General features: G+C 73.0%; 1 protein-coding gene. It reads right to left on the reverse strand.

All coding sequences use genetic code 11. From position 1 onward, the window contains the following. The coding region (locus tag ACZ6JE_RS15715) for a hypothetical protein (RefSeq protein ID WP_464319557.1) at positions 1 to 233 on the reverse strand (233 nt) is incomplete at both ends.

Genomic DNA, 233 nt, shown 5'->3' on the forward strand with positions numbered 1-233 from the left:
AGACGAAGAAGATGGCCGGCAGCAGATGCTGGTCGTCGAGCATCTCGACGATCTTCCCGCGGTCGAGTCGACCCGGAGCCTGCTGGATGGGGGCCCTCACATGGCCCCGCGGCCCACGCCGCGAACCGCCGTCGCCGCGACGACCCGACCCGCCCTGGCGCGTGGGGGTTGTGGCCCGCAGCAGCTCGGGGTTGTCGCGGGGCGTGGCCGCCTGGCCGCTCGAGTCGAAGAGG

The organism is Frigoribacterium sp. AC759, assembly GCF_979256015.1.